Annotated in this window: 24 protein-coding genes; 10 read left to right on the top strand and 14 right to left on the bottom strand. The window is 62.8% G+C overall.

Features of this window, described 5'->3' with window-relative positions; all coding sequences use genetic code 11:
- The first annotated feature begins 77 nt into the window (after window positions 1–77).
- Together NKH90_RS04010 and NKH90_RS04005 are read left to right on the top strand one after the other, a co-directional pair.
- Window positions 78–641: a peroxidase-related enzyme gene (locus NKH90_RS04010; RefSeq protein ID WP_352683681.1), complete on the top strand. Its 564-nt coding sequence runs from the start codon at window positions 78–80 to the stop codon at window positions 639–641.
- Window positions 642–778: 137 nt separating this feature from the next.
- Window positions 779–1102, top strand: coding sequence for a YciI family protein (locus NKH90_RS04005; protein ID WP_023678126.1), 324 nt, complete (start codon window positions 779–781; stop codon window positions 1100–1102).
- Between the two features lie 7 nt (window positions 1103–1109).
- Here the strand turns inward: NKH90_RS04005 and NKH90_RS04000 are convergent, their stop codons facing one another.
- Window positions 1110–1724: a LysE family translocator gene (locus tag NKH90_RS04000; protein WP_352817473.1), complete on the bottom strand. Its 615-nt coding sequence runs from the start codon at window positions 1722–1724 to the stop codon at window positions 1110–1112.
- A gap of 392 nt (window positions 1725–2116) precedes the next feature.
- Here NKH90_RS04000 and NKH90_RS03995 point away from each other — a divergent pair, with 392 nt between their 5' ends.
- Window positions 2117–2743 carry a DUF1062 domain-containing protein gene (locus NKH90_RS03995; RefSeq protein ID WP_352817469.1) on the top strand — a complete coding sequence of 209 codons (627 nt, stop codon included), beginning with the start codon at window positions 2117–2119 and terminating at the stop codon, window positions 2741–2743.
- 46 nt (window positions 2744–2789) lie between these two features.
- On the opposite strand, the gene NKH90_RS03990 is transcribed toward NKH90_RS03995, so the two are convergent.
- On the bottom strand, window positions 2790–2999 hold the full coding sequence (locus tag NKH90_RS03990) for a hypothetical protein (RefSeq protein WP_352451240.1): 210 nt from the start codon (window positions 2997–2999) through the stop codon (window positions 2790–2792).
- A gap of 16 nt (window positions 3000–3015) precedes the next feature.
- Window positions 3016–4845: a translational GTPase TypA gene (gene typA / locus NKH90_RS03985; protein ID WP_352451241.1), complete on the bottom strand. Its 1830-nt coding sequence runs from the start codon at window positions 4843–4845 to the stop codon at window positions 3016–3018.
- Window positions 4846–5043: 198 nt separating this feature from the next.
- On the opposite strand from typA, the gene NKH90_RS03980 reads away from it, so the two are divergent.
- On the top strand, window positions 5044–5325 hold the full coding sequence (locus NKH90_RS03980; RefSeq protein WP_352451242.1) for a hypothetical protein: 282 nt from the start codon (window positions 5044–5046) through the stop codon (window positions 5323–5325).
- Window positions 5326–5372: 47 nt separating this feature from the next.
- Here NKH90_RS03980 and NKH90_RS03975 read toward each other — a convergent pair whose 3' ends face one another.
- Both NKH90_RS03975 and NKH90_RS03970 read right to left on the bottom strand, forming a co-directional pair.
- Window positions 5373–6947 carry an alkaline phosphatase D family protein gene (locus tag NKH90_RS03975; RefSeq protein WP_352817465.1) on the bottom strand — a complete coding sequence of 525 codons (1575 nt, stop codon included), beginning with the start codon at window positions 6945–6947 and terminating at the stop codon, window positions 5373–5375.
- Between the two features lie 279 nt (window positions 6948–7226).
- Window positions 7227–8510, bottom strand: a complete 1284-nt coding sequence (locus NKH90_RS03970) for an MFS transporter (RefSeq protein WP_352817462.1) — start codon at window positions 8508–8510, stop codon at window positions 7227–7229.
- A gap of 82 nt (window positions 8511–8592) precedes the next feature.
- Between NKH90_RS03970 and NKH90_RS03965 the strand changes: the two genes are divergently transcribed.
- Window positions 8593–9198: a TetR/AcrR family transcriptional regulator gene (locus NKH90_RS03965; RefSeq protein WP_352540898.1), complete on the top strand. Its 606-nt coding sequence runs from the start codon at window positions 8593–8595 to the stop codon at window positions 9196–9198.
- Between the two features lie 98 nt (window positions 9199–9296).
- Complete coding sequence (locus tag NKH90_RS03960; RefSeq protein WP_352767490.1) at window positions 9297–9887, top strand: hypothetical protein; 591 nt, start codon at window positions 9297–9299, stop codon at window positions 9885–9887.
- A gap of 17 nt (window positions 9888–9904) precedes the next feature.
- Here NKH90_RS03960 and ppa read toward each other — a convergent pair whose 3' ends face one another.
- From ppa to NKH90_RS03930, 6 genes are all read right to left on the bottom strand, one after another.
- The gene (gene ppa, locus NKH90_RS03955) at window positions 9905–10435 is read right to left on the bottom strand and encodes an inorganic diphosphatase (RefSeq protein ID WP_352451245.1); all 531 of its coding nucleotides are present in this window, start codon (window positions 10433–10435) and stop codon (window positions 9905–9907) included.
- 116 nt (window positions 10436–10551) lie between these two features.
- A complete protein-coding gene (locus NKH90_RS03950) occupies window positions 10552–11058 on the bottom strand; it encodes a GNAT family N-acetyltransferase (protein ID WP_023678138.1) in 507 nt (168 codons plus the stop codon).
- 117 nt (window positions 11059–11175) lie between these two features.
- Window positions 11176–11814, bottom strand: a complete 639-nt coding sequence (locus tag NKH90_RS03945; RefSeq protein WP_352701297.1) for a TPM domain-containing protein — start codon at window positions 11812–11814, stop codon at window positions 11176–11178.
- Between the two features lie 10 nt (window positions 11815–11824).
- Window positions 11825–12715, bottom strand: coding sequence for a TPM domain-containing protein (locus NKH90_RS03940; RefSeq protein WP_502898801.1), 891 nt, complete (start codon window positions 12713–12715; stop codon window positions 11825–11827).
- Window positions 12716–12719: 4 nt separating this feature from the next.
- A complete protein-coding gene (locus NKH90_RS03935) occupies window positions 12720–13523 on the bottom strand; it encodes a TPM domain-containing protein (RefSeq protein ID WP_352701426.1) in 804 nt (267 codons plus the stop codon).
- Between the two features lie 217 nt (window positions 13524–13740).
- Window positions 13741–14385: a LemA family protein gene (locus NKH90_RS03930; RefSeq protein ID WP_352470713.1), complete on the bottom strand. Its 645-nt coding sequence runs from the start codon at window positions 14383–14385 to the stop codon at window positions 13741–13743.
- Between the two features lie 161 nt (window positions 14386–14546).
- Here NKH90_RS03930 and NKH90_RS03925 point away from each other — a divergent pair, with 161 nt between their 5' ends.
- The 3 genes from NKH90_RS03925 (at window position 14547) to NKH90_RS03915 (ending at window position 16537) form a co-directional block, all read left to right on the top strand.
- Window positions 14547–14798 carry a hypothetical protein gene (locus NKH90_RS03925; protein ID WP_352817457.1) on the top strand — a complete coding sequence of 84 codons (252 nt, stop codon included), beginning with the start codon at window positions 14547–14549 and terminating at the stop codon, window positions 14796–14798.
- A 9-nt stretch (window positions 14799–14807) separates the two neighbouring features.
- Window positions 14808–15692, top strand: a complete 885-nt coding sequence (gene pdxY / locus NKH90_RS03920) for a pyridoxal kinase PdxY (protein WP_352470715.1) — start codon at window positions 14808–14810, stop codon at window positions 15690–15692.
- Between the two features lie 77 nt (window positions 15693–15769).
- Window positions 15770–16537 (top strand): DUF429 domain-containing protein, encoded by a 768-nt coding sequence (locus NKH90_RS03915; RefSeq protein WP_352817803.1) that lies wholly within the window; start codon window positions 15770–15772, stop codon window positions 16535–16537.
- Window positions 16538–16548: 11 nt separating this feature from the next.
- On the opposite strand, the gene NKH90_RS03910 is transcribed toward NKH90_RS03915, so the two are convergent.
- Window positions 16549–17751: an aromatic ring-hydroxylating oxygenase subunit alpha gene (locus tag NKH90_RS03910; RefSeq protein WP_352470716.1), complete on the bottom strand. Its 1203-nt coding sequence runs from the start codon at window positions 17749–17751 to the stop codon at window positions 16549–16551.
- Between the two features lie 419 nt (window positions 17752–18170).
- On the opposite strand from NKH90_RS03910, the gene NKH90_RS03905 reads away from it, so the two are divergent.
- On the top strand, window positions 18171–18575 hold the full coding sequence (locus NKH90_RS03905) for a hypothetical protein (protein WP_352817453.1): 405 nt from the start codon (window positions 18171–18173) through the stop codon (window positions 18573–18575).
- An 88-nt stretch (window positions 18576–18663) separates the two neighbouring features.
- Here NKH90_RS03905 and NKH90_RS03900 read toward each other — a convergent pair whose 3' ends face one another.
- Window positions 18664–20751, bottom strand: coding sequence for a PAS domain S-box protein (locus tag NKH90_RS03900; RefSeq protein ID WP_352817450.1), 2088 nt, complete (start codon window positions 20749–20751; stop codon window positions 18664–18666).
- A 39-nt stretch (window positions 20752–20790) separates the two neighbouring features.
- A complete protein-coding gene (locus NKH90_RS03895) occupies window positions 20791–21570 on the bottom strand; it encodes a response regulator (protein ID WP_352492215.1) in 780 nt (259 codons plus the stop codon).
- Window positions 21571–21585: the final 15 nt, after the last annotated feature.

The following is a 21585-nucleotide window of genomic DNA, read 5'->3' as shown; positions in this document are numbered from 1 at the left end:
GGCGACAAAGGTTTGACGGCTTGCGACGAAATGTCGGAATTCACCGGCAGCCTGGCGAAAAAGAGGAGAGATCCGCCATGACGGACAAAATCACCGCGCTTGACCTGGCACCGGCGGAGCTGAGCGACGCGACCAAGGCCTATTTCACCAAGTGCCGGGAGAAGCTCGGCCTCGTTCCCAACGTGCTGCTCGCCTATGCCTTCGACGAGAAGAAGCTGCGCGCTTTCACCGACATGTACAATGATTTGATGCTGGGTGAATCCGGCCTGTCGAAACTCGAGCGCGAGATGATCGCGGTGGCCGTCTCATCGGTCAACCATTGCTACTATTGCCTGGCCGCGCATGGCGCGGCGGTGCGCCAGCTTTCCGGCGACCCAGCCTTCGGCGAGATGATGGTGATGAATTTTCGCGCCGCCAAGCTGTCGGACAGGCAACGCGCCATGCTCGAATTCGCGGTGAAGCTGACCGGGCAGCCGGCAAAGATCGTCGAAGCGGACCGGGCGGCGTTGCGGCAAGTCGGCTTTTCCGACCGCGACATCTGGGACGTCGCCTCGACCGCGGCGTTCTTCAACATGTCGAACCGGCTGGCATCGGCAATCGATATGCGGCCGAACGATGAATACCATGCGATGGCGCGATAGGGCACCGCCGTTGCGAGCCAACGGCATATTATATTAGCTACTTCGCATTCTCGTTGCTTGTTTGCCGGTTTGGTCCGATGATCGGCATGCGGCATGACCGCATGCCGGTTCGATGCCGCCGATCAGAGGAGGAGAACATGGCGAAATTTCTCTACGTCTATCACGGCTCGGGCAAGATGCCGACCGAGGAGGCCGAACGGAAGGCAGCGATGGATGCCTGGAACGGCTGGTACGGCAAGCTTGGTTCAGCGGTGGTCGACGGTGGCAATCCAGTCGGCATGTCGAAGACCCTGCTGCCTGGCGGCAAGGTCGAGAACAATGGCGGCAGCAATCCGACCGCCGGTTACACCATCATCGAAGCAAAGGACATCGACGATGCCGTCGGCAAAGCCAAAGATTGTCCTATCTTGACGGACCCGGGTTTCAGCGTCGAGATCGCACCGATAATCGAAATGGGTTGACGCCGGCTCAAGACCGCGCGGCGATCGCCGCCGCAGCGCCGGCCATGGTACCGGCGCTGATGCGGTTGGCGATTTTCATCGCCCGCTTGCTCCTCAAGAGCTTGCGCGCCTGCGATGCGGCGAGCACCCATGTCAAATCGATGGCGACCAGGACCACTGCCATGGTCGCCGTCAATTCGATCCAGCCCACCATGCTGACCGAACCGAGGTCGATGATGGTGGGCAGCAGCGCCAGATAGAACATCATGATCTTGGGGTTGCCGAGTGTCACCGCCATGCCGGCAAAGAACAGTCTGACGGGCGAATCTTCGCGCGGCAGCGCGCCTTCCTTGGCCTCGACCGGTGCCGTCCACATCTTCCAGGCAAGCCAGCCGAGATAGGCGACGCCGACCGACTTCACGACGACAAAGGCAAAGTGGAACGTCTGCGCCACCACGGCGAGGCCAAACACCGCCAGCGACAGCCAGATCGCTTCGCCGATCCACATCGCAAGCAGGAACGGGAACACGTCGCGAAACCCTTTTGCGATGACCCGCGCCACAAGAGCGGCGATCGATGGGCCGGGCGAGCCGGCGGCAACAAGCAGGGCGCCGGCAAAAATCAGAAGCGATGTGAAATGCATGACGCGGATCCCGTTTGAAATGTTTGGGTCGTTCAAGATAACCCAACTGGTCCGACGACAGTAGCGTCCACCGAAAGAAGGCTTGTCGGCCAGGCACCTCGCGGCTAGAAATGTCGTCCCGACATCATTTCGAGCTTCACTTTGCCTTCGTAACCGCCGGTCTCGTCAACTCCCCCAACACAGAGCAGGGCGTCGCAGTCGCGATGCCTATTTCACATCATGTGTTCCTCGGGTGGCGGTTCGAGACCGGTTTGGCACTGCTGAACCGCTGTCGCGCATAACCACCCGCGACACCTGATTTCCAACTGCCGCAGTCTCTCGCCACGCCGTCCCCGCATGGGTTCTCGATATCGCCGATCTGACGAACTTCCCGACGGGAAGGGCTTTTCGGCATGCCTTCGATACTGCGTATCCGCTGGACGATCACACCCAAGACCGCACCTCGACCTCACCTCAACTGCAATCGCTGCGGCGGCCTGAAAGCCTATCGCTGCAGCGGCAAATTCCGGGTCAATGCCAACGGCAAGCGCATTGACGCCTGGTTGATCTACCGCTGCATCGACTGCGACAATTCCTGGAATTTCGGCATTCTGGAGCGCTGCAGCCGCCGCGATATCGAACCGACAATATTGCAGGCGCTCGAAAGCAACGATCCGGTCCTGGCGCGGCGCCATGCCTTCGATGTTGCCGCATTGCGAAGCAGTATCGGGCGCGTCGAGGAGTTTCCCGAAGCCGTCGTTCATAAGCAGGCGCTCGGGGATAGACCGGAAAATACCAGCGCGCTCGAACTTCAGCTCTGGCTCGAAATGCCGACAGCGCTGCGGCTCGACCGGTTGCTCGCCAACGAACTCGGTGTCTCGCGATCGCGGCTTCAGGTTTGGGAAGAGAAGCGATTGCAGGTGGTTGGTCCGGACGGGGCCAAAGCCTTGCGCCGGCCGGCGCGGGCGGGAACGGCGATCCGGATCCACCTGTCTGGCGAACCAGACCGGGACGAAATCATTTCGGCTGCAGGTGGATGAGGCGACGGCAAGGGAATCCGTAATCAGAGACAGTTACGGCCAGGGGTCAGTCGCCCTCTTTGGAGGCCGAGCCAATCAAACCTTTGGCCGTATCGAGATCGCTGTCGGCGACTTGCACATGGATCAAGCCAAGCCTGCCCGTGTCGAGAAGATAATTCGCGAGAGCATAAATTCCATACGCGTCGAGCATCGACACGCAAACTTCGGCCTCGGGTCGATTGTCGTATATGACAGCCGTGACGAGTTTACCGCTCATTGCGCGGTATTGCCCTTTATGCCGCGCCGACCACTTTCGCCGACTTCTCAAAACGCTTGCGCTCGTTTGGATCGAGATAGAGCTTGCGCAGACGGATGGTCTTCGGCGTCACTTCGACCAGCTCGTCGTCCTGGATCCAGGCCAGCGCGCGTTCCAGCGTCATGCGGATCGGCGGTGTCAGCTTTACCGCCTCGTCCTTGCCGGCGGCGCGGATGTTGGTCAGCTTCTTGCCCTTGAGCACGTTGACTTCGAGGTCGTTGTCCCTGGAATGGATGCCGATGATCATGCCCTGATAGACCTTGACGCCCGGGTCGATGACCATCGGGCCACGGTCTTCCAGGTTCCACATGGCGTACGCCACCGATTCACCCTGTTCGTTGGAGATCAGCACGCCGTTGGTACGGCCCGGCAGCTCACCCTTGTAAGGTTCATAGGCATGGAACAGCCGGTTCATCACAGCGGTGCCGCGCGTGTCGGTCAACAGTTCCGACTGGTAGCCGATCAACCCGCGCGTCGGCGCGTGGAAGACGATGCGCTGGCGATTGCCGCCCGAAGGGCGAAGCTCGACCATCTCGGCCTTGCGCTCCGACATCTTCTGCACGACGACGCCGGCATGCTCCTCGTCGACGTCGATGACGACTTCCTCGACCGGCTCCAGCAATTCGCCGCTATCGCCCTTCTGCATGACGACGCGCGGCCGCGACACGGCGATCTCAAAACCTTCGCGGCGCATCGTCTCGATCAGCACGGCCAGCTGCAATTCGCCGCGGCCGGAAACGAAGAACGAATCCTTGTCAGGTGATTCCTCGATCTTCAGCGCGACATTGCCTTCGGCCTCGCGCAGCAGGCGGTCGCGGATGACGCGGCTGGTCACCTTGTCGCCTTCGGTACCGGCCAGCGGCGAATCGTTGACGAGGAAAGACATCGTCACAGTCGGCGGATCGATCGGCTGCGCGTGCAGCGGCTCGGTCACCGACAGGTCGCAGAAGGTGTCGGCGACAGTGCCTTTCGACAGGCCGGCGATGGCGACGATGTCGCCCGCCTGCGCCTCGTCAATGGGCTGGCGCTCGAGCCCGCGGAAAGCAAGGATTTTCGAGATTCGGCCGGTTTCGACCTGGGTGCCGTCATGGTGCAGCACCTTGACCGCCTGGTTGGATTTCAGCGTGCCGGATTCGATACGGCCGGTGATGATGCGGCCGAGGAAAGGATTGGCTTCCAGGATGGTGCCGATCATGCGGAATGGGCCGGGATGAACGGTCGGGGCCGGCACGTGCTTGATGACGAGGTCGAACAGCGGCGCCAGAGCCTGGTCCTTCGGACCTTCGGGGTTTTCCGAGACCCAGCCGTCGCGGCCTGAACCGTAAAGGATAGGGAAGTCGAGCTGCTCGTCGGTAGCGTCAAGTGCTGCAAAAAGATCGAACACCTCGTTCACCACTTCGACGTGGCGGGCATCTGGCCGGTCGATCTTGTTGATGACGACGATCGGCTTCAGTCCAACCTTGAGTGCCTTGCCGACCACGAATTTGGTCTGCGGCATCGGCCCCTCGGCGGCGTCGACCAGCACGATGGCCGAATCCACCATCGACAGAATGCGCTCGACCTCGCCGCCGAAGTCGGCGTGGCCGGGCGTGTCGACGATGTTGATGCGGGTGTCCTTCCAGTCGACCGAGGTCGCCTTGGCCAGGATGGTGATGCCGCGTTCCTTTTCGAGGTCGTTCGAATCCATGGCGCGCTCGGCGACGCGCTGGTTGTCGCGGAACGAGCCGGACTGTTTCAGAAGCTGGTCGACGAGGGTGGTTTTTCCATGGTCGACGTGCGCGATGATCGCGATATTGCGGATTTTCATGTTTTGGTCTCGGGAGCGTTGCAGGCAGCAGGCCAAAAGGCGCTGCCTCTTTCGGTTGGGCGGCTCATACAGGGTTTTTCGCAATTGCGAAAGAGGAGGCGAGCCACCAAATAAAGTCACCAAATCTTAAATGTCTTGGTGTGAAGTGGAATTATTAACCAAGGCGGAACCTTTCATGGTCCGGACAGTTCGAATTTCATGATCGAGATAGGCATCAAACTCCGGCCGATTTTGGCATGTACCGCGCTCGCCGTCCTCCTCGCGGCCGGCGCGGCGCAATCGGCGGCGTCGTTCAAGGAGACGCGGTCTGCTTTGCCGTCCGACAAGCCGTCGGCGGAGCAGCTTTTTGCCGATGCTCCCGATGGCGTCGATCCGGTGGTGACCGGGCCGGTCAGCGCCGCCTTCAAGCAGCGGCAGCAAAATGCCGGATGCGACAGCGCCGTCTGGCCCAACATTCCCGTCGTCTGCTATCCCGATTGATATACGTTCCTACCCTCGGGCTGGCCCGAGGGTAGTGGCGCCGTCGCTCACGCCGACCGCACCGGATCAAGCGTGACCTTGTAGAGTTCGCTGTCGTCGCGATCCATCAGCCGCACCGTCAACTGTTCGGTGGCGCCATCGATCTCGACGAGCCCGAAGAACTGCAGGCCGGCCGAAGGCGCCAGGTTTTGACCCTGTTCGGCAGTTGGTGCCTTTATGAACTTCAGCTCCGGGCCGAATGTCATATCGAAACCATTAGGCCCGAACGTCCCGGAATGGATCGGACCCGAAACGAATTCCCAAAACGGATCGAAGTCCTGGAACTGCGCCTTGTCCGGATTGTAGTAATGCGCGGCTGTGTAATGCACGTCTGCGGTGAGCCAGACAGTGTTGCTGATACCCGCATTCTTTATATAGCGAAGAAGGTCGGCAATTTCCAGCTCACGCCCTTTGGCCGGGCCATTGTCGCCATTGCTGACCGCCTCGGCCCCTACCTTCTTGGTGCCGTCGTTCCAGACGACGAGGCCGAGCGGCATGTCGGCGGCGATGATTTTCCAGGTTGCGTTGGAATTCGCCAGTTCACGCTTCAGCCACTTGATCTGCTGTTCACCGAGGATGCGCGATTGCGGCGTCATCGTCTCCTGCATATCCGGACCGTTGGGGCCGCGGTAGGAACGCATGTCGAGGAAGAACACGTCGAGCAGCGGACCATAGGCGATCTTGCGGTAGACGCGGCCGGGCTCCGACGGCTCGTAACGGATCGTCGTCATTTCGTGGAAGGCGCGCGCCGCACGTGCCGCCAGCACATGGATGGATTTTTCAGTGTAGCGATCGTCGGCGCTCAGGTCCTTCGAGTCCGACCAGTTGTTCAGCACCTCGTGGTCATCCCACTGATAGAAGGTCGGACAGATGGCGCTGAGCGCCAGCACATGCCTGTCCATCATGTTGTATTTCCACTGCGCCCGGTATTCGTCCAGCGTCTCGGCAACCTTGCGCTTCTCGTCGATCAGCACTTTGTTTTTCCACTTGCCGCCGTTGGGCAGGTCGACCTCGTCCTTCATCGCACCATCGGCATAGATCGTATCGCCCGAATGCAGGAAGAAGTCGGGCGTGTGCTTGGCAATGGTGGCGTAGGTCTTCATGCCGGTCTCGTCGATGCCCCAACCTTGGCCGGCGGTGTCGCCCGACCAGGCAAAGCGAATGTCGCGCTTCGAGGCAGGTGCCGTGCGGAAGCGGCCGACGACCGGCTCGGAAACGGCGTTGATGTCGGCAAGATCGGCCGCGACCATGCGGTAGAAGATGTCCTGGTCGGAGGCGAGATCGGTAAGCAGCCGCTTCACCGTATAATCGCTGGCCGGCGAGGTATCGAGCGGCGCGAGGCGGACGGCATTGGTGAAGCTTTCGGTCCGCGACACCTCGAACATGACGCGCGACGGCCGGTCGGTGCGTGTCCAGACCATGCCGCTGGTGGCGTCGACGTCGCCGGACTGGATGCCATGGGTGAAAGCCGGGCGCTGATTGGCGCGCGAGTAATAGGGGAGGGCGAGGCCCGAGGCGCCGACCAGGCCAACGGCGCTGGCCGACGTGACGAAAGCGCGCCGCGTCATCGAAATCTTGTTCATGGCTGTCTCCTGGATGGCGTTGAACGTAGCCGCCAAGCTCCAGCTTCAATGTTTCAGGCACATTTCGAAACGATGAAGGTTTGATAACAGTGAACAGGCTGGCGAATCTCCCCCCTCGAGGGGGAGATGTCGCCGAAGGCGACAGAGGGGGTCGTCTCGGATGGAGCACCGACCTCTTGCGCCTGCGATAAGGGGCCGAGCCCGGTTGGACCGACCCCCTCTGGCCGCTTCGCGGCCATCTCCCCCTCAAGGGGGGAGATTAGCACGGCCGATTGCGCCCTACGCCGCCTGCGGTTCCGGATCAAAGGCCGGGCGGGTGGTGTTGATCAGCAGCGAGATGCAGGCAGCGGCTATTGCCGTCATGCCGGCAATCAGAAAGGCAAGCTCGTAATTGCCTTGCAGCTCGCGCATGGTGCCGCCGAAAAAGGCCGCCGTTGCCGCACCCACCTGATGGCCGGCGACGATCCAGCCGAAGACGATCGGCCCGCTGCGGTCGCCGAACGCCTCGTTGGAAAGCCTGAGCGTCGGCGGCACGGTGGCGATCCAGTCCAGTCCGTAAAGCACCGCGAAGATGATCAGGCTGGTCGCCGAGAAGCCGGAATAGGGCAGATAGATCAGCGACAGGCCGCGAATGCCATAATAGACGCCGAGCAGCTTGCGCGGGTCGAAACGGTCGGTGAGCCAGCCCGACAGCGTCGTGCCGATAAGGTCGAAGATGCCCATCATCGAGAGCAGGCCTGCGGCCTGCACTTCGCCGATGCCCATATCGCCGCAAAAGGCGATCAGATGCGTGCCGACCAACCCGTTGGTGGTGAAGCCGCAAACGAAGAAGGTGGCGAACAGATACCAGAACACGCGCGTGCCGGCGGCGCGGCGCAGCGTGCTCAATGTATGCGAAAGGAAATTGCCTTGCGAGGCTGGCGGCACCGGCGGCACGTCGTCGGCATCGGCGCCATAGCGGACCATGCCGATCGACGCCGGGCGCTCCGGCACCAGCATATAGACCAGCGGCACCAGGCAGGCGGTGGCCACGGCAATGGCGATGGCGACCGGCTTCCAGCCGCCCGACTGGGCGAGCGAGGCGAGCAGCGGCAGGAAGACCAGCAGCCCGGTGGCACTGGACGCCGACATCAGTCCCATCACCAAGCCGCGATTGGTCTTGAACCAGCGGTTGACGATGGTCGCGCCGAGCACGGTGGCGACGGCGCCCGAGCTGACGCCGGAAAACACGCCCCAGGTGAGGAGCAGATGCCACGGTTTGGTCATCAACAGGCTGAGCGCGGTCGATCCCGACATCAACAGCAGCGCGGCAAGCAAGGTGCGGCGCAGCCCGATCCGCTCCATCAGCGCCGCGGCAAACGGCCCGGTCAGGCCATAGAGGAAGATGCCGGTGGCCGCCGCCAGCGACACCACGTCGCGCCGCCAGCCGAAACTGTTCTCCAGCGGCAGCATCATGACTGCCGGCGCCGAACGCAGGCCCGCTGCGATCAGCAGGCAAAGGAAGATGACGGCGACCACGACGAAAGCGTAGCGCTGGCCAAACGGGCGGGATTGAGCTATCATGTTACTGACCGGTACGTTGCAGGAGCGCGAAACATACGTACCGACCGGTAACATTGTCAACCAGCTAATCGGCAGACCAGGCATGAAAAGCATTGAACCAACGATCAAGGCGAATGACGCACCGCCGCCTCGCGCCGCCGAACGGATTCTCCAGGTGGCGCGCGATCTGTTCTACCGGCAAGGCATCAGGGCGATCGGCGTCGACGAGATCGTGCGGCGTGCCGGCGTCACCAAGCCCAGCCTCTACCGCAGCTTTCCGTCCAAGGACGAGCTGGCCGCATCCTACCTCCGGCACTATGACCTCGAATTCTGGGAGCGTTTCGACGAGGCGGTGGATGCCCATCCCGGCGATCCGCGCGCGCAGATCGTCGCCTTCCTGACGCGTGTCGGCAAGCGTACGCAAAGGCCCGACTATCGCGGCTGCGGCATGACCAATGCCGCGGTCGAATATCCCGAACATGGCCATCCGGCCCGCGTCGTGAGTGAGGCCAATAAGCAGGAACTGCGCCGCCGCCTGCGCGCCATGGCGGCGGCGATGGGCGCCGGCGACGCCGAGACGCTGGGCGACGGGCTGCTGCTGCTGATCGAGGGCGCCTATATTAGCGGCCAGCTGTTCGGTGCCGGCGGACCGGCGCAGTCGGTGGCCCGCAACGCCGATCTTCTGATAGAGGCAAGTTTGAAGAAATAGTGTTCCGTTTTGCCAGACCACTGTGCGCAGCCTGACTTCCTCTAGGCTGCTGCTAAATTTGACGGTACGCTGCGCCCCCCGAACTGAGTTGTTCCGCCATGCGCGCTCTCTTGATCCCGCTTGCCCTCGCCGGTTTCTGCCAGGCGGCCCGGGCCGGCGACATATCCAGCGTCTATACCGATCTCGATTGGGAGAAGGACTGCGTCACCTATGCCCAAGCGGAAGAAGGCAACGGCGACTGGGCCGATCTCGCCTGTTCGGGCTACCGCGGCTACCCGGTGCTGGTTTCCTACGACGATGCGCGGGAATCGCTGTTCTACGGCTTTCCACCTGGCGATATGACCACGGTCTGGGAAAGCTTTTCCGGCCTCAATTCGGCTGGACCCAAGGTCGAGTGGCGGATCGAAACCAACGGCAAAACTGCCATTCCGTTCGCCGTCATTCATCGTCGCTCGATCAGCGATACCGAGGGCGAGAACAAGTCGACGGAAGTGCTGATTGTGGCCAAGGTTGCCCAGCCTGACGCCCACGAAGGCTGCACGATCGGCCTTGTGCTCGCCACCGGCAATCCCGCCGCCAACGATCAGGCGCGCAAGCTTGCCGACGAGAAGGCACGCACCTTCGCCTGCGGCAAGGACAAGCGTGAGGTGCTGGGCGACGCGCCCGCTTTCGGCCGCGTCGACAACTGATTATTTGCGCCCGATAATTACTTGCGCCTGGCCCGCTCGATTGCCTCGACGATCATCTTCTTGGCATAGGCCGCATCGTACCAGCCTTCGATCTTGACCCATTTGCCGGGTTCGAGATCCTTGTAGTGCTCGAAAAAGTGCTGCACTTGCTGGCGGGTGATGTCGGGCAATTGCGTGTATTCGTGGACGTCCTCGTAGCGCAAGGTCAGCTTGGGCGAAGGCACAGCGATGACCTTCTCGTCCTGGCCCGCATTGTCCTCCATCACCAGCACGCCGATCGGCCGCACATTGATGACGCAGCCTGGCACCAGCGCGCGCGTGTTGCAGACCAATACGTCGATCGGGTCACCGTCGCCCGACAGCGTGTGTGGTACGAAACCGTAATTGCCGGGATAGCGCATCGAAGTGTGCAGGAAGCGGTCGACGAACAGCGTGCCGGCCTCCTTGTCCATCTCGTACTTGATCGGCTCGCCGCCGATCGGCACCTCGATTATGACGTTGACGTCCTCGGGCGGGTTCTTTCCGCTGGCAATCGCTTCGATACGCATCGCTTTATCCCTCTCTCGATTGCAGATCGATAGCGGGCGACGGCGAATGGTGCAATGCGGCGAATGGTACGGGGAGACCGTCCTAACCGAAAACCGGCCGGATCATGCGCTGGCCGTCATTCCCAGACGAAAGCGACCTTCTTCAGCGCCTTCTGCTCGAAGATCTCGACGCCTTCGGCAACATCGCGGCCACCGGCGCCGGCATAGAAGGCAAGTGCGTTCTGATTGTCTTCCAGCGCCCAGACCACCATGCCTTTCAGGCCATGGTCGGCCAGCCGTGCCCGCGCGGCCGAGAACAGCCGGCTGCCGAGCCCGATGCCTTGATATTCCGGCCGCAGGTAAAGTTCGTAGATCTCGCCCTGCTGCCTGAGTTCGCGGGCGCGGTTCTTGCCGATCGTCGCATAGCCGGCAATTTTGCCGCCGATTTCGACGACCAGGACGGTGGCAGCGCGGCGAATGGCATTCGCCCACCAGTCGGCGCCGCGGCGGTTGATCATCGATGTCAGCGTGCGGTGCGGGATGATGCCCGAATAGGCGCCGCGCCAGGCCTCGAGATGCACGTCGGCGATGGCGGCTGCATCGCGCGGTTCGGCTTTCCTGATGTCGATGCTCAGCGTATTCATGATTGGTTAACCATAAACCCGCCGCGCCCGATTGCAAGAGTCCGGTCAGCCGCCGCGATGCTTTCACACAGCCGGACGGTGCGTCCTTGAGACGCTGCGAAACCGCTTTTGGCGAGATCAAATCTCGACCAGATGGTCGTCCAGTTCGTTGCTGTCGCCAGTCGAGACCGGAAAATGCTCGGCCAGTACCGCACCGACTGCTTCGATCGCCTTGACGAACCCGTCGGCAAGCCGATCGTCGCCGGCATGCGCCGTAAGGTCGCGGACGACACCGTCCCAGACATGCTGGCCGACACGAGAATCGATGCCGCTGTCGGCGACCACCTCGGCATAGCGCTCGGCAATCGAGACGAACACCAGCACGCCGGTGCGCGCCGTGGTGCGGTGGACGTTGCGGGCGAGGAACTGCTTCATCGCATTGACGTGGGCGGCCTGGTAGCGCAGCCGCCTCGGCACCAAATGGATGCGCAATGCCGGCAATGCCCACAACAGGATGAGCACACTGGCAAGCGCCAGAAGCTCGGCGATGACGAAATGCGGCAAGCGGATCGACAGCCACCAGGCTTCCAGCCCATAACCGACGGCGAGGCTGACGACGAGCATGCCGAGCATCGCCATGAAAGCGGCCGGGAAGAAATAGCCGTCGCTGGCATGCGCCACGACGCAGTAGATCTCGCCGTCGGTCTTTGATTCGGCAGCGCGGATCGCATCGGCGATGCGCTCATGATCCTCGGGACTGATCGGTCGTGTTGCCATGATTGATGTCTCACCAGCTTCCTGAAGAACCGCCGCCGCCGGACGAGCCGCCGCCGCCTGAAAACCCGCCGCCCGAACTTCCGGACGACCAACCGCTGCCGGAACTTCCAGACGACCAGCCACTGCCGGACGAGGTCCCCGACGTCCAGGCACCGCCACCGGAGGATGACGAAGCTGGCCCGCGGCCGTAGCGGAACGTCATGCCCAGCCACTTGTACACGCCCGGCGACAGTTTCGTGCCGAAGATCGGCGGCAGGAACGCCATTGCCAAGCCGCCGAAGAACATCGTCGCCCACAGGACGATGAACAGCATGAAGATGGGATCGACAGGATTGTCATTCGCCGGATTGCGCTTGCCGCGCGCCTCCAGTTCTTCGGGATTGCCTTCCAGCACCATGATCATGTCGTCGACGGCCTTGCTGATGCCGCCTGAGAAATCGCCGGCACGGAAGGCCGGCACCATGTCGTTTTCGATGATCAGCTTGGTGTGCAGGTCGGTCAGCGTGCCTTCCAGCCCATAGCCGACTTCGATGCGCATCTTGCGGTCGTTCGGCGCCACCAGAAGCAGGACGCCGTTGTTCTCCTTCGCCTGGCCCAGTTTCCAGGCGCGGAACAGCCGGTTGGCGTAAGGCTCGATCTCCTCGCCGTCGAGGCTGGGGATGGTCGCGACGACGATCTGGTCGGACCCTTTGGTCTCGAACTCGGCAAGCTTCTGCGTCAGCGCCGCCTCGGTTGCGGCATCGATGATGCCGGCATTGTCGACGACCCGTCCGGTCAGCGCCGGCAGTGCGGCGGCGAAGGCCGCGAAGCCGACCAGCAGCACCGCCATGGCCAACAGCGCGGTGCCGATCGTTTTGGTGAAACGGCCGGATTCCACCGGGCTGACGGCGTGTCTTGTCATCTCGTCACCAACTTCCCGAGGAGCCGCCGCCGCCGGACGAACCGCCGCCGCCGGAAAACCCGCCACCGCTTGAACCCGACGACCATCCCCCGCCGGAACCTCCCGACCAGCCGCCGGACGACCGCCGGTTTGGCTCGAAGGTCATGCCCAGCCAGCGATAGCGGCCGGGACCGATCTTCCGGCCGAAGATCGGCGGCAGGATGGAGGCTGCGAGGCCGCCGAAAAAGATGATTGCCCAGATGGCTATGAAGATCGTGAAGAACAGATCGTCGCTGTTGAACGGCGGCTGCTGGTTGCGTTCGCCGCGCGCCTCCAGCTCTTCGGGATTGCCTTCCAGCACCATGATCATGTCGTCGACGGCCTTGCTGATGCCGCCTGAGAAATCGCCGGCACGGAAGGCCGGCACCATGTCGTTTTCGATGATCAGCTTGGTGTGCAGGTCGGTCAGCGTGCCTTCCAGCCCATAGCCGACTTCGATGCGCATCTTGCGGTCGTTCGGCGCCACCAGAAGCAGGACGCCGTTGTTCTCCTTCGCCTGGCCCAGTTTCCAGGCGCGGAACAGCCGGTTGGCGTAAGGCTCGATCTCCTCGCCGTCGAGGCTGGGGATGGTCGCGACGACGATCTGGTCGGACCCTTTGGTCTCGAACTCGGCAAGCTTCCGCGTCAGCGCCGCCTCGGTCGCGGCATCGATGATGCCGGCATTGTCGACGACCCGTCCGGTCAGTGCCGGCAGTGCGGCGGCAAGGGCGGTGAGCGGGAGGAACAGACCAAGGCAAAGAAGAAGCAAAGTGACGCTCAGAAGCGTCAGGTTTGCACTTCGTCGCGCCCCCCTCTGTCCTCCCGGACATCTCCCCCACTTGGGGGAAGATCGACTATCGCGACCGCTTTCGCCAACTCCCAAGGTCGGTGATTGGCCGCCTTGGCAAGAGCTGCCAATCTCCCCCCAAGTGGGGGAGATGTCCGGCAGGACAGAGGGGGGCGCGACGGAATACAAGGCCAACAGGCCCAGGCTCAACAGGCGCCGTTCACCCGCCTTGCGTGGTGTTGGTGCCGAAATCGACCTTCGGCGGCTGCATCTTGTCCTCCTCGATGGTGAAATTCGCAAACGGCTGGTTGCCGCGGAACCACAAGGTCGCCCAGATCACCGACGGGAAGGTCCTCAGCGTCAGATTGTACTCTCTCACTGCCTGGATATAGTCGCGGCGGGCGACCGTGATCCGGTTCTCGGTGCCTTCGAGTTGTGCTTGCAGCGCCAGAAAGTTCTGGTTGGCCTTGAGATCGGGATAGTTCTCCACCACCGCCAGCAGGCGCGACAGCGCGCTGGTCAGGCCGGCCTGGCTGTCCTGGAATTTCTTGAAGGCTTCCGGATTGTTCAGCGTTTCCGGCGTCACGGTCACCTGCGTCGCCTTGGCGCGCGCTTCGACCACGGCATCGAGCGTGTCCTTCTCGTGCGCGGCGTAGCCCTTGACCGTGTTGACCAGATTGGGGATGAGATCGGCGCGGCGCTGGTATTGATTCAACACCTCGCTCCATGCGGCCTTGGCGTTTTCCTCAGCTGTTGGAATGGTGTTGTAGCCGCAGCCGGCAAGCAGCGGCAGCATGACGGCCATAACCAGGAACGCAGCTAAATTACGGAAGATTGGCGGCGAAGAAAGGCGCTGGGCAAGCATGATAAGTCCCCTCGATAGCATTGGCAGGCGAAGCATTAGCACAATCCTTGCGTAAGAAAATGACTTCGGCCGAGAAGTGTTACTGGTTTCTGCCATTCGCCGTCGGGCCCTGTGACAGACGAGGCGAACGGGTTAAGCTCGGCATAAAACGGGACATCACCATGGCGAAACGCCACGACAGCGACGCGGAATCGCGCCGCCTCATCGAACGGGTGGCGCGCGAGACCGACCCGGGGGGCACCTCGTTCCTTGCACGAACGACTAAAGGCGCGCGCGACCACGTCACTGCGGCCGATGCCGACCGGCCGGACCCGATCGAATATTGGGGCACCCGCATCGGTCGGGCAGCGGGCTTGCTTATTGCCATTGGCCTGTTGATCTGGCTCGTGCTTTTCGTCACCAGGGGCAGTTAGGAAAAATCAATGAGTGCCGAAAAAACCGACGCGCCGCGCGCGGTCATCGTCGTCTCCAGTCATGTCGCCCGTGGCTCGGTCGGCAACCGTGCCGCTGTCTTTGCGCTGGAGACGCTCGGCTTTCCGGTTTGGGCGGTACCGACCGTCATCCTGCCCTGGCATCCGGGCCATGGCCGGGCCACCCGCATTGTGCCGCCGCTGGACCAGTTCAAGGCGCTGATGGCCGACCTCGAGCGCGCGCCGTGGCTGGGCGAGGTCGGCGCCGTGCTGTCCGGCTATCTCGGCGAGGCTGGCCAGGCCGAAGCCGTCGCTTCGCTGGTCGGCGCGGTCAAGGCGAAGACGCCGGACGCCCTCTATATCTGCGATCCGGTGATGGGCGATTCGGGCGGGCTCTACGTACCTGAGCCGACCGCAATCGCCATGCGCGACCGGCTGATGCCGATCGCCGATATCGCCACGCCCAACCGCTACGAGCTGGAATGGATGGCCGGAGCGCCGCTGCCCGACTTGAAATCGGCAATGGCTGCAGCCCTGCAGGCCGGCCCACCGGCCATGCTGGTCACATCGGCGCCGGCGATGATGGCCGGCGGCACCGGCAATTTGCTGCTCGCCGGCAGGGAGGCACTGCTTGCCGAACACCGGCTCATCGACAAGCCGCCGAATGGGCTCGGCGACCTGACGGCTGCCGTCTACCTAGCGCGGATCCTGTCCGGCCAGCCGGCCGCCAAGGCGCTGCAATCGACCACGGCGGCGGTCTACGAGATCCTGGCGCGGACCGCCAAGCGCGGCGGCGACGAGTTGCAGCTCGAGACCGATGCCCAGAGCCTGTCGCACCCGATGGCGATGGTGCAACTTCGCCATCTTCTGCATCCGGAACGGGACCGCCGGGCGTGACGCAGGCCGAAGACGCCGTGCCGCAGGATGATGAGCCCAAGCATGTTGCGCCCGAGAATGTTGCGCCCGACCATGTTGTGCCCGAGAACGTTGTGCTTGTCGGCGTCGACGGTTGCAAGGCCGGCTGGATAGCCGTCCGCCGCGATCCCGGTGCGGCACCGTCGACAGCCGTTTTCCCGAGCTTCGCGGCGTTGCTCGACCGACTGCCCGCCGACTCGTTGGTAGCGGTCGATATGCCAATCGGCCTGCCCGATTTCTCGCAACGAGGCGGTCGCGGCCCGGAGGCGCTGGTGCGGCCGCTGCTCGGGGCCCGGCAGTCCAGTGTCTTTGCCATCCCCTCCCGCGCCGCGCTTTACGCTGAGGTCGAAGCCTTCACCACGGTCGATGCCTGGTACGCCGCACATCGCAAGGCAAGCGAGGTGGCCAGGACGACATCAGATCCGCCGCGCGGCGTCTCGATCCAGGCCTTCGGCATCTTCGCCAAGGTCCGCGAGATCGATTCGCTGCTGATCGCGCGGCCCGAACTGCGCAGCCGCGTCTTCGAATCGCATCCGGAAGTTGCCTTCTGCAAACTGAACGGCGACCGCGCTATGCGCCTGCCGAAGAAGATCAGGGGCAACATCAATCCGGCCGGCATGGCCGAACGCAAGGCGCTGCTTGCCCAGCATGGTTATAGCCAGGATTTTCTCGACCAGACGCCGCCGCGCGGCGCGGCCGCCGACGATTTCCTCGACGCCGCGGCGATGATGGTGGTTGCCGGACGCATCGTCAGAGGCGAGGCAATGCCGTTTCCGGATCCGCCGCTCGCCGATCGTTTCGGCATTCCGGTCGCCATTTGGGCCTGAGGACCGGGGCGTCAGGAGCGTGATCTGAGCGCCTCGTTGAGTGCCCACATATCCTTCTCCTCGGGCGCGGTCTCCAATCCGAGCACGGGAACTTGCTTACGCAAATGGTCGTGGTGGGTGCGCACGCCATATTCGAGATCGGAGAGGTAAAAACCTCCGAAGGCTTCGGACAGCATGGATTCGTTGGACCATATCGAAAGCTGCACGTCCTCGGCCAGCGTGTCGCGGTCGATGCGGTAGGATAGGTAGCGGGCTGCCGCCTGTTCCCTGGTCTCGTCGCGATAGCGGTAGATGGCGCCGCGCAGCAGCGTCTCACCCGTCGACAGCGGAAATTCCTGATAGAACTGCACCGATTCCGGCATGATCGACAGCACGTTGTTCGGGAAGATGCCGTAGTAGATCCAGGCCTTGCGCAGGTGTTCCGGCAGGTGCTTCGCCTCGGGTGCGAGCTTGATGTACTGCGCGACGCTCCAGCGCCGTCCGGCATGCGGATTGTAGGTGGCGAACGAGCGCGACACGCCGTTGACGAACGGCTCGTCGAAATATGTCGCACCGTAAAGGTCCTGCAGCGCCGGATGCGCCATGGCGACGTGGTAGCCTTCATTGTCGACATCGCGCACCGACTTCCAGTTGACCGGCGTCCTTTGGGTCCAGATGCCCCAGGATGGCACCATCTCGGCGACGCCGTAATGGGCAATCTCGGCTTCGATCGGCTTCAACAGCTCGGCCACCGATGGCTGCGGCCCACCCTTGCGGAAACGGATGAAGATGAAGCCCATCCAGATTTCGAGCTCGAGCGGCATCAGGCCGAAATCGGTCTTGTCGAGGTCGGGGAATGAACGGGGGCGGGCAGCACCGCGCAGCGTGCCGTCGAGATTGTAGACCCAGCCATGAAAGGGGCAGACCAGCGCATTCTTGCAAGTGCCCTGGCTGTCGGCAACGACGCGACTGCCGCGGTGGCGGCACATATTGTTGAAGGCGCGCACAACACCATCCTTGCCGCGCACGATCAGCGCCCGCTCGCCGACCACATCCATCGTCAGATAGTCGCCGGCGTTCGGCACGTCGCAGACATGGCCGGCGATCTGCCAATGGTTGCGGAAGACGTGCTCTTTCTCGAGTTCGAGCAAGGCGTCGGAATGATAGCTCCAGCCCGGCAGCCCCCGCCGATCCCAATCGTTGGGGATTGCCACGTCACGCAGATGCGGGTTCATAAAGGCTCTTTATTTATTGAATGGTCGTTCAATAAAAGCATATTTTCCATTGAAATGCAATGGCTTGGAAAAATGGGGCGAAGTCTTGACGGGAAATCGAACGGGATTCGAGAGCCCAGTCCGAACGATCGAAGCCGGGAAAATCCCGGGAATTCCAGACGTTAATCCCCTTACACTTGTTGAGCGCCCGACGCTCCGTGGGCCTGGAAAGGCGACGTGGATCTGGTGCCGTGGGTAGCGGAAAACGAGCAGAGAATGCCACCGGTGCTGCCAGCTACGCCGGATCGGTTTGCCCAGGAATGGCCGCGGGCTTGGTTTCATGCCGGTTACACAATCGTTAATTCATCATCGTTGGCCGGTTACAAGGTGCGATTAGGTTCGTTTCAACAGAGAAAAGAAGAAGACCGAAGGAAACGACGATGCGTACGAAAATCCAGATCACCGATACCGACCTTCGCCAGCAGGGTTCCCAGCGTAACCACCGGCGCCCGAAGCTGGCGCTGCGCCAGCGCGCCAGTGATCATCCAATGGCGATGTTCATGCTGCTGGCGGCTGCCGCATTTGCCGGCATGGCGTTGACGCCGACCGTCGGTCCGGCCTTCGCCTCACTGAACCCGCCGGCCAACCTCATCGATGGCGCGACGACCACCACCAAGACGGCGCGCCTGCCGATTCCGGAGATCGATTTTGCCTGCAAGGGGCAGGCCTGGGGCGCCGAGAGCCTGGACTGCCTGCGCGTCATCGCCGCCCAGTCGGGCAAGGCACGGCCGGTCCGCATGATCGCCAACGCCGCACCACTGGCCGATACGCCGAACGTTTTTTGATTTTTTGCGAGCGCCCTCCAGCACTCCAGTCAGGCTCCCGCCGCAATGTCGGCCGGGAGCCTTTTTCTTCCGGGAGAGATCGCGGAGTCTAGCCGCCCAGAGCCGCCTGCTCGGCAATGGCCGAGAGCACGCCGCGCACATCCAGCGTGCTGAACGGCTTTTCGAGGATTGGCGGCCGCTGCGGCGCCGGCAGCGCCTCGATCTCGCCTTTCGCGCCGATCAGATCGCCGGTGACAAGCACGAAGCGCTGCGCCAGACCCGGCAATTCGGCGAGTAGCTCGCGATAGGCGGCTATGCCGCTGGTACCGGGCATGCGCAAATCGGAAAACACGATGTCCGGCGGGACATGGCCACTCAGCGTCGCGGCGGCCGAGACCCAGGCCGGCACGATCCGCGACTTGATGCCCATCAACTCCAGAATGTCGGACAGCGACGCGGCGACATCCGGCTCATCGTCTATGATCAGCGCGTGACGCAAGCCGCTCGACCGCGACGGAGCTTCGCCGGCGGCGGCCGCGCCGGCCGCGATCGCCGGCAGCTGCACGACAAAACGCACACCTCTCGGCGAAACCTCCTCGAACCAGATATTGCCATTGTGCCGCTCGATGATCGATTTCGAGATCGACAGACCGATGCCGGTACCGACACCGACCGGCTTGGTGGTGAAATAGGATTCGAATATGCGTGAACGTATCGCTTCCGGAACGCCTGGTCCGTTGTCCTCGACCGAGAATCCGGGATTGCCGCGGTCGCTGCGAAACGTCCGGACCTTGATCCGGCGGTCGCCGGCAACGCCGGCCAAGGCGTGCTGGCTGTTGATGAGGAAGTTGGCGGCCACCTGCGTCACGTGGTCGGCATCGGCCATGGCCAGCAGCGGGCCGCTGGCGAAATCGGTGTCGATGATGATGCCGCTCGACCGTGCGCCATAGGCGGTCACTTCGAGTGCGGCGCGGATCACCTGGTTGAGGTCGGTTTCGGCCTGTGCGGCCGGGTGCAGGCGGACCATCGACAGGAAGCTCTTGACGATACGGCCGCAGCGCTCGGCAGCGGCACGCACCTTTTCGGCGCGCACCTTGGTCTGCGGATCGGCGGCAAATTCATGCAGCAGCGTCGACTGGGCGACGACCACGGCCAGCGGGTTGTTGAGCTCGTGCGAAACGCCGGCAAGCAGCGAGCCCATCGCCGCCATCTTCTCGTTCTGGTGCAGTTTTTCGCGCTGGCGGTTGATTTCCTCCTCGGCGCGCAATCTGTCGCGCAGGTCGCGGATAGAGCCGAAGATCAGATGGCGATCGGCGACCCGCATCTCGGTTGCCGTCAGCTCGATCGGAAAAACCTCGCCGGCGGCGTTCTGGGTGACCGTTTCGAGCCGCTGGCCGACCATCGGCGCGCCGCGGCCCGACATGTATTCGGCGCCGGACGCATAGCCCTTGCGGTAATATTCCGGCACGACCGTGTCGAGCAGGTCCTTGCCGAGGATATCGCTGCGCCGATAGCCGAACATCTTCTCGGCGGCCGGATTGAATTCGATGATCGAGCCGGTCTCGTCGATGACGATGATGGCGTCGAGCGAGGCCTGCAGCATGGTGCGGCGAATGACGTCACTGGCATGCGCGTCGGAGGGAGATCGTTCGATGGCATCGCCGATCGCGAGTGCCACCATGTGCAGCGCCGCCTCTTCCTGGTCGGTCCATTCGCGTTCGTTGACGCAGTCGTTGACCGCCAGCGTGCCCCACAAATTGCCGTGCGAAAAGACCGACACCGACAGAAACGACTTGATGTTCTGCTTTTCGAAATCGGTCCGCAGAAAGCCTTCGAGATCGCGTGTGTGCCCGGCGAAGATCTTGCCTTGACGCTCGTCCTCTGCCAGCCGTTCCAGCAATGGGTCCGAATCGACGACCGACTGCACGATGACGGTAGGTGACGCCAGCTCACCGCCAAACCGGGGGGCGATCCAATAAGCGGCGACCGACTGGGCGAAACCCTGGCCGGGCAGTTCGCGCAGGCGAAACAGGATGCCGCGGTGACAATCCATGGCTTCGCAAAGCGTCTGGAGGATACCTTCCATCTCGCGCTGCCAATCGCCGGCTTCGCGCAGCCGGCGAACCACATGCACGGCCACCATCGCCGCGCCCTGCCTGGCGCCCTGCGTGTCCGCGCGTGCTGTTTCAGCCGTCATGGTCATTTCCTGGCCTTGGCTTGCTCAAGCCGCCAGGCCTCAGTTATTTTCACCGGCCGGCAGCGAGAAGATATAGCCTTCGCCGCGCACCGTGCGCAGGAATTTCGGGTTGGCCGGGTCCGCTTCGATCTTCTTTCTCAGCCGCATGATGCGGATGTCGACCGCGCGGGACGATTCCGGGTCCTCGACGAAACCGATCGCCTCGGAGATCGCCGCCCGCGTCAACAGCCGGTTGGCGCGCGTCAGGAACACCTCCAGCACGTCGAACTCGCTCTTGGCCATGTCGATGACCGCGCCGTTGGCGCCGGTGACGAGCCTGCCGTCGAGATCTGCGTGAAAGGGTCCGAAGCTCACGGACCGGCGGCCGCCGGATGTTTCAGCCTTGGCCTTTTGTGGCTCGGTCGGCTCAGGAACGCGACGCAGCACGCTGCGCACCCTGGCCAGCACTTCGCGCAATTCGTAAGGCTTGACGATGTAATCGTCAGCGCCGAGCTCCAGTCCGACGATGCGGTCGAGCGCGGTACCGGCGGCCGTCGCATAGATGATGCCGATCGGCATTTTCGACCGCATCCAGCGGCCGAGCGACAGGCCGTCCTCGCCCGGCATGGCGATGTCGAGAATGGCCAGATGGAAGGACTGGGTTTCCAAAAGGTCGCGCGCCGCCGCCGCACTTTCGGCCGTGGCCACATCATAGCCGCTGGCGCCGAGATACTCGGCGACCGCATCCCTCAGGTCGGGCTCGTCCTCGACAATGACAATTCGTGCCCGCACGATGCTTTCGCTCCCGCTTTCAGCGGAAAGTAGATTGGGTATAAACATGATGTCCAGCACTCT

Origin of the sequence: Mesorhizobium sp. M0898 (assembly GCF_040319695.1) — a bacterium.
Taxonomy (GTDB): Bacteria; Pseudomonadota; Alphaproteobacteria; order Rhizobiales; family Rhizobiaceae; genus Mesorhizobium.
This window is presented reverse-complemented; position numbering and strand designations above follow the sequence as displayed.